6 protein-coding genes and 1 pseudogene are annotated in these 7121 nt (G+C 64.4%); 3 read left to right on the top strand and 4 right to left on the bottom strand.

The annotated features are described in order from the left end of the window. Positions 1–120: pseudogene (locus FV242_RS31710) on the top strand (IS5/IS1182 family transposase); the annotation flags it as partial. A 23-nt stretch (positions 121–143) separates the two neighbouring features. On the opposite strand, the gene FV242_RS31705 reads toward FV242_RS31710, so the two are convergent. From FV242_RS31705 to FV242_RS31695, 3 genes are all read right to left on the bottom strand, one after another. After that, complete coding sequence (locus FV242_RS31705; RefSeq protein WP_147908641.1) at positions 144–545, bottom strand: exopolysaccharide production protein YjbE; 402 nt, start codon at positions 543–545, stop codon at positions 144–146. A 150-nt stretch (positions 546–695) separates the two neighbouring features. Then, on the bottom strand, positions 696–1361 hold the full coding sequence (locus FV242_RS31700) for a response regulator transcription factor (protein ID WP_147908640.1): 666 nt from the start codon (positions 1359–1361) through the stop codon (positions 696–698). Between the two features lie 11 nt (positions 1362–1372). Continuing rightward, positions 1373–3457: an ATP-binding protein gene (locus FV242_RS31695; RefSeq protein ID WP_147941696.1), complete on the bottom strand. Its 2085-nt coding sequence runs from the start codon at positions 3455–3457 to the stop codon at positions 1373–1375. 196 nt (positions 3458–3653) lie between these two features. Here FV242_RS31695 and FV242_RS31690 point away from each other — a divergent pair, with 196 nt between their 5' ends. Then, positions 3654–4955 (top strand): IS701 family transposase, encoded by a 1302-nt coding sequence (locus FV242_RS31690; protein ID WP_147941698.1) that lies wholly within the window; start codon positions 3654–3656, stop codon positions 4953–4955. 550 nt (positions 4956–5505) lie between these two features. On the opposite strand, the gene FV242_RS31685 is transcribed toward FV242_RS31690, so the two are convergent. Beyond that, positions 5506–6507: a LysR family transcriptional regulator gene (locus FV242_RS31685; protein WP_210248986.1), complete on the bottom strand. Its 1002-nt coding sequence runs from the start codon at positions 6505–6507 to the stop codon at positions 5506–5508. Positions 6508–6989: 482 nt separating this feature from the next. Here FV242_RS31685 and FV242_RS31680 point away from each other — a divergent pair. Next, on the top strand, positions 6990–7121 hold a 132-nt coding region (locus tag FV242_RS31680; protein WP_246692981.1), incomplete at its 3' end, for an NAD(P)-binding domain-containing protein.

Below are 7121 nucleotides of genomic sequence, written 5' to 3'. Positions count from 1 at the left end.
TGGTTCAACCGATTCCGTCGATTGCCCATCCGCTACGAGCGACGCGCAGACATCTACGAGGCCTTCACGAGCCTCGCCGCCAGCCTCATCACTCTCAACCAGATCAGACGGTTCTGTTAGGCGCTCTAAATACGTGGCCTGGCTCAGCAATCGTCGCCCTTGCCGGCCTTGTCACCGAGCTGCTGGTTGGCTCCCGCGTTGTTCATGGCGCCGACCGTGCCCGGCGAGGCCGGCTGCTGGCCGCCAGCGAGGTTCTTGCTGGACGTGCCGACGCCGGCGCCCTGGTCGGTCTTCGCCTCGGATCCCGGCTTCTGGCCGACCATCTGGTTGGCACCTGCGGCGTTCATCGCGCCGACCGTGCCGGGCGAGGCGGGCTGCTGGCCGCCAGCCAGGTTCTGGCTCGACTTGTCGACGTCCGAACTCTTCGGGTTCACCTGACCCGGGGTGGGGTCCTTCGCCTTCGTCGTCCCGGTGTTGCACGGGGCGGCGAGGGCCGGCACGGCCAGGGCGAGGGTGGCCACGACGGCGATGGCAACGGATTTCATAAGCGTATCCTCAGAAGTCTTTGATTGTCGCTGACAAGACTTTGGACAGCCCCAGGTTCCAGGCGAAGACGGTCGCACGCGCGCAGGTGGAATTCAGCGACCCTGCCGCGCCCGCGGCCCGATCCGGCGACGCTGCGGACGCGTGCTGCGCTACCGGAGGGTGAGCGCGTCCAGCCAGCCCTGGGCTGCGGCGTAGCGGATGATCTCCGCCCTGGATCTCAGGCCGAGCTTCTCGGCGGCGCGGGCCTTGTAGGTCTCGACAGACTTCACGCTGACGTCGATGCGCCGCGCGATCTCCTTGTTGCTGAAGCCCTGCGCGATCAGGCGCAACGTCTCCGTCTCCCGCGGGCTGAGCGCTTCGCCGGTTTCGGCCGGCTTGGACCCCGCCGCCGTCGCGGTGCCGTCCCCCACGGCGTGTCCGGCGACGGACGGATCGAGGTACACGCCGCCCGCCGCGACGGCGTGGACCGCCCGCAGGAGGTCCTCAGCCGCCGAGCGCTTCAGGAGATAGCCCCGGGCGCCGGCCTTCAGCAGCGGCTGGACGTAGGCGGCATCCTCGTGGACCGTCAGCACAAGCACCTTGGTCTCCGGACACTCGCCGGTGACGCGCTCCGTCAGTTCGAGACCGTTGAGGCCGGGCATCGACACGTCGAGCACGGCGACATCGGGTGCCACGGACCGGATCAGCGGCAGCGCCTCGCCGCCGTTCGTGGCTTCGCCGACCAGTTCAACCTGGGCATCGGCGTTCAGGAGCGCACGGATGCCCGCGAGGACGATGGGATGGTCGTCGGCGAGGACGACGCGGATGCGGCCCATGGATCGGTCCTTCATGCGCAGGGCGCTGGCGGAACGGGGATGGCGATGAACAACGTCGTGCCGACGCCCGGGGAACTCTCAAGCGTGAGCCCGCCGCCCAGGAGGGACAGGCGCTCGCGGATACCGGACAGGCCGAGGCGCGGCTTGGCCGGCGCGCGGTCCGCTGGAGATTGGGAAACGGCCTCGGGATCGAAACCGACGCCGTCATCCTCGACGATCACCCGCACCTCCCCGGGGCGGTGCTCGACCGAGACGCTGACGGTGTCGGCCCGGGCATGCTTGAGGACGTTGGTGAGCGCTTCCTGCACGATCCGGTAGACCGCGCTCTCGGCGGAGGGCGGCAGGCGCACGGGCTCGCCGAGGATTTCCAGGTCGGCGCGGACGCCGTGGCGCTGGCCCCACTCGCGCAACTGCGTGGCGAGGGCCTCTTGCAGGCCGAGGTCGTCGAGGGCGGTCGGGCGCAGGTCGACGGCGGCGCGGTGGATGTCGCGCCCGATCTCGCCGGCGAGGGCCTGCAGCCACTGGACCTGACGCCCCGCCTCGAGGGTCGCGCCCCCGGCTGCGAGGAGCCGCTCCAGGCCCTTCAGGCCAAGTGAGAGCCCGGTCACGGTCTGGCCGACCTGGTCGTGGAGCTCGCGCGCGATCCGGCGCTGCTCGTTCTCCTGCGCCTCGCCGAGGCGGCGGAGCAGTTCGAGCCGTTCCGCTTCGGCCCGCTTGCGCGGCTCGATGTCGGACACCACGCCGTAAATCAAGCCGGCCGCGGCGGCGCCGTGCAGCCGCGGAGCTCGGCCGGCCAGGCGGACCCAGCGCGGCGCGGGGGGCGAGCCCGCGACCCGGAACTCGACGTCGAGCGCGCCCCCGTCCGCAAGGCTCCTGTGCAGGTCGTCGGCGAGCCGGGCGCGGTCGTCCGGATGCACCATCCCGATCACCCTGCCGGCATCGGCCTCCGTCTCGCCGGACTCAGGGATGCCGGTCTGCCATCCCAGGAGATGGGCCGCGCGCGGCGACCCGGTCACCGTGTCCCGAACCATATCCCATCGCAGCGTTCCGAGTTCGGCGGCCTCGGCGGCGACGGCGCCCTGCTCCTCGCTCGACTTGAGCGCCAGGGAGAACCGCGCGCGCTCGCCGGCCCGCCTCTGCGCCATGTCGCGGCCCACCAGGCCGACCAGCGCCAGCGCGAGGCCGATGCTGAGGACACTGCCGCCGGCCAGGACGAGGTAGGCGCGCAGGACCGGGGCGTTCAGCGTCGCGGCCGGCATCCCGAAATGCACCGACCAGCGCCCGGTATCCGCCAGCGTCCGGTAGACGACCTCGACGTTCGAGCCCTCCAAGGTGGAGCCCGAGTAGAAGCCGTTGGGCGCGTGCCGGATCGCCGCCTGGAGTGCGGCGTCGGCCGGTTGCCCGAGTTCCTCCGCCTCGGCGCGGGTGCGGGCGATGGTGTTTCCGTCGGCATCGACGATGGTCCCCACCCAGCCGTCCGGCGCGCCGGCGTCGCGCAGGATCGAGCTGACCGCGTCGTTGGCGAGACCGACCGAGAGGACGTAGCGGAGGCCGCCTCCCCGGATGACAGGCACCCGCAGGGCGACGAGGCGCTTGCCCGAGACCGGGCCGACCGGGCCGATGCCGCCGACCACGGGACGCCGCGTCCGAACCACCGTATCGAAGCTCCCGCGGTCGGCGGTGGGGCCCAGGTCGTCGTCGAGGGAGCGGAGCAGGTTGACGACCTGGCGGCCGTCCGGATCGGCCAGTTCCACGGTCTCCCAGAGGGGACGCCCCGCCTTCAGCCGCTCGGCCTCGGCGTAGAAGGCGGCGAGGTCGGGCTTGTCGAGGGTGGCGGATGCAGCCTCCGCTTCGAGGACGCCGATCTGCGCGGCGATGTCGGAGGCGACGCGCTCAGCGACGCGTGTCGCGCTCGCCACCGCGGCGCTGCGGGTCAGGTCCCGCTGTTGCTGCGCCATCAGCGTGGCCACGCAGGCGCTGAGGAGGAGCACGGGGATTGCGGCGGCGAGCGCGAGCGCGACGAAGGTGCGGCCGTTGCCCCGGCTCAGTTCGGGCCGGTCGCCGCGGCCGTCGACGTCGTCTCTCCGAAGGGGCATACGCGGGCACTCGAAGGGGAACGTCCGTCGTGGGCGCCGCAGCCTGCACGGTCCGCAGGCCTCTGAATCTCGCCCCGTCCGACAGCCGACGCGCGCGTCAAGGCTCCGAGCGACCTAGCACTACTTTGGCAGATTGAGGGAACGCTGGAGGTTTTTGCGGATTCGCCTGCCACGGCCATGAGCGTGGGTGCTCGCGATGTCAGGTGCTGGCGGATGGCGTGAGGATCTGGACCGGTGGCTGCAGCCGTTCGTTGCGGGACTGTCACATCCGGCGCGTCGGGCTATGTGCCCGCTCTACGTGAGCGGTCTGATCGGCTTGGGTGACCGCAAGAGCGTCCAGCCGATGGCGGCGCGGGCCGAGGGTGTGCCCTATGATCGGCTGCACCACTTCATCGCCGCCGGGATCTGGGATGAGGCTCCGCTTCAGCGGGCTCTTCTCGGCGAGGCCGATCGCCTCGTCGGTGGTGCGGATGCGATCCTGGTCATCGACGACACCGCTCTGCCGAAGAAGGGCAACCGCTCGGTTGGGGTCGCACCGCAATACGCCACGACGCTGGGCAAGACCGCCAACTGCCAAACACTGGTGTCGCTCACGCTGGCGCGTGGCGAAGTGCCCGTAGCAGTCGGCTTGGCACTGTTCCTGCCCGAGACCTGGACGGGCGACCCGGATCGGATGGTATCGGCCGGCGTACCCGAGGGCCTGCGCGCGGCCCGCACCAAACTGGAGATCGCGGTTGCGGAGATCGACCGGGTTCGGGAGGCTGGCGTGCGCTTCGGCTGCGTGCTGGCCGATGCAGGGTATGGGTCCGCCCCGTTCCAGCAAGCCCTGAGCGCGCGTGGCCTGAGTTGGGCTGTCGGGATCTCAGGACGCAACAAGGTCTACCCGGCCGACGTGACGATGATCTTCCCCGTCGCGGGGCGGGGGCGACCGCGCAAGCGTCATGTGCCGGATCAGGTCTCGATCGCGGCGGAGACGATCCTGGCAGATATGAGCGGCCGATTGGTGACCTGGCGACGCGGCACCAAAGGCCGGCTGCGGGCTCGCTTCTGCGCGCTGCGCGTGCGGATGGCCGATGGCCCGACCCAGCGGATCGGCGGACAAGGCAATCAGCATCTGCCCGGCGACGAGGTCTGGCTGGTGCGCGAGGAGCGAGGCTCGGGCGAGCGTAAATACTACCTCTCAAACCTGCCGGCCGAGGCAACGCTCAAGCAGCTGGCCGCAACGATCAAGGCGCGCTGGATCTGCGAGCAGGCGCACCAGCAGATGAAAGAGGAACTCGGCCTCGACCACTTCGAGGGCCGATCCTGGACCGGGCTGCATCGGCACGCGCTGATGACCATGATGGCCTATGCCTTCCTGCAATCCCGACGCCTCGCAGCGGCGGGGCGGAAAAAAAAGAAGCGCCTGCCCGCCGCCCCAGCCCTCGATGCCGGCGATCCGCCAAGCCATCCTGGATCACCTCAGTCAGCCACCACCGCGGCGATGCCCGCACTGTGACGCCGTTCTCAATCTGCCACCCTGAAGTCAATCTGCCAAAGTAGTGCTAGGTGATTCAATGCTTTTTGAATGATGGTCGGTCTAGAACAATTACTCTTTGTATTTTGTTGGCGGCGCCGGGGTCAATCTAAACGTCATAAAACGATCTTGATGCCGTTTTTAGGACCTCTTAATGTGAGGGCGAGGCGGTCATGTCGTGAACGTTGATTGGTAGATTAAGCTCGACGTGCCAAATTGAAAAATGGCCTCTATCGCCGTAGGCCCATGATAAGCCCGAGTTCAATCCAATCAAGTGCTTCCCGCTGATAGCGCGGGAACTTATCGAGGCGATTAACGTTTAAATTAGTTGTTTCGCGACCATGTTTGTTGAAAGATTTGAATATACGCGCAAGCACTCGTCATCTCCCATTCGATTGATCCATGATCTATCAAATGGGCAATCCGTAATCACGGTGCCCAAACGCTGGGCAGCAATTTGCCTTATGCATGGCTGGTGAGCAAGGCCAAACAGTTCTTCGGAATGGATCTTCTGCAAAGTCCTCTCAAGCCTTTATGAACAAAATGCTGTCATGTGTTCTTGCAGTATCCTGCTCACGATGCCGACAGTCTTCGGGATTCGGGCGCGATCTCTAACAATCAAATGCGCACTTGCGGTCTGTAAGGCTGGTTCTACAGTATCAAGCGCCGATAATTCATCACGCGCGTTCGGAACAAGAACGCTAAAGCGCGGGAGGAAGGTCACGCCGAGGCCGGCGGTGACGAAATTGATCATCATCGAGATTGAGTCCGCTTCGATCACCGGAACGAGCGGGAGGCCGCGATCGCTGGCTGCGCGGGCAACTAAGTGGTAGATTGCATGGTTGCTATTCAATATAGCCAAAGATGAAGTCAAAACGTCCGACAATTTTAGATGCTTGATTTCACGTAGCGGAGAGTTTCGGGGAACGATGGCGCACAACGGTTGACGTCCGATCGCGAGGGAATACGTGCCCGACAATAAAATGGGATTGTAGGCCATGCCGATATCGACTTGTCCGAGGCTTACCATCTTGACTATTGCGTCGCTGCCGGCGACGGTCATATTGTAATTGATTTCCGGGTATTTGCTCGTAAGTGGGGGCAATCCGTTTTTCATCAAATCCGGGGCAAACCCTTCGCCGACAGCAAGGCGAACGATCCGCCGCGTTTCCTCGCGGAACTGTCCCAATCGATCTAGGACGAAGGCCTGCTCCTCCCGAAGGAAGTTGGCATGACCGAGAAGGATATGTCCCGCATCTGTGAGGTGCATGCCTTGGGAATGTTGAGAGAAAAGCCGAATGCCGAGCCGTTCTTCGTGTTCGGAGATACGTTGACTGATCGCAGACGGTGCGATGTTAAGTCGATCTGATGCTTTCCGGACCGAGCCCTCGCGAGCGACGAAGAGAAATTCACGCAAGAAGCGGTGATCGAAAATATCCATGGCGGCGAAGCTTGAGAAATCGCCTTTCCCAACGGCGTCGACTGATTGATGTCTGGCACGCGCGGCTAGCCGGGCTTTCTCTTTCTCATCCATTGTTTTTGTAAACTTTCCTGCTTCAGCTATGGCAAATTTGGCGAAAGGTGGCCTTTTGTCGAAATCACATTCTCTCTGCCTTGATCCATCTTTAGGTAAGCTCACGGAAATATGCAGCTTTGTTGAGATGATGTTTTGTTCTGGAATGGTCGCGAGGACAGATTGGGTTCTGACTTCGATCGTACGGTAAGGGTGCGCGCATCAAGAGTTAGGCGAGGTACGCGTTGCTATTTCGAGCGACTGACTTGAAATAGATGATTTGGAGTATTGCAATTTCACGTCGTTTTAATCTAAGATAAATTGCAAATCAAGCGCGTTCTGATGCATGATGAGACATCTGAGTTTTGACTTGATGGCGGAAATCTCGTCGCCTTCAGCTATAACCCTGAGCGTTCCCTTAACAAGAACGGCGTGTTCAAAAAGTGCGTCTTGTAGCAACGGCATGAGCAGTTGATATTGTTTCTCGAATGGGAGGCATAGCGATGATCATTGAGACGATAGGTGTCGTCGGGCTCGGCAATATGGGTCTCGGCATGGCGGCGACCTTGGCGCGCAAGGGCTTCGCGGTCATCGGCTACGACATCAGCGACGCCCGGCGCGCCGCCGTCGAGGCG

Origin of the sequence: Methylobacterium sp. WL64 (assembly GCF_008039945.1) — a bacterium.
Lineage (GTDB): Bacteria > Pseudomonadota > Alphaproteobacteria > Rhizobiales > Beijerinckiaceae > Methylobacterium.
The sequence above is the reverse complement of the archived record's forward strand: the minus strand, read 5'-3'. Positions and strand labels throughout refer to the sequence as shown.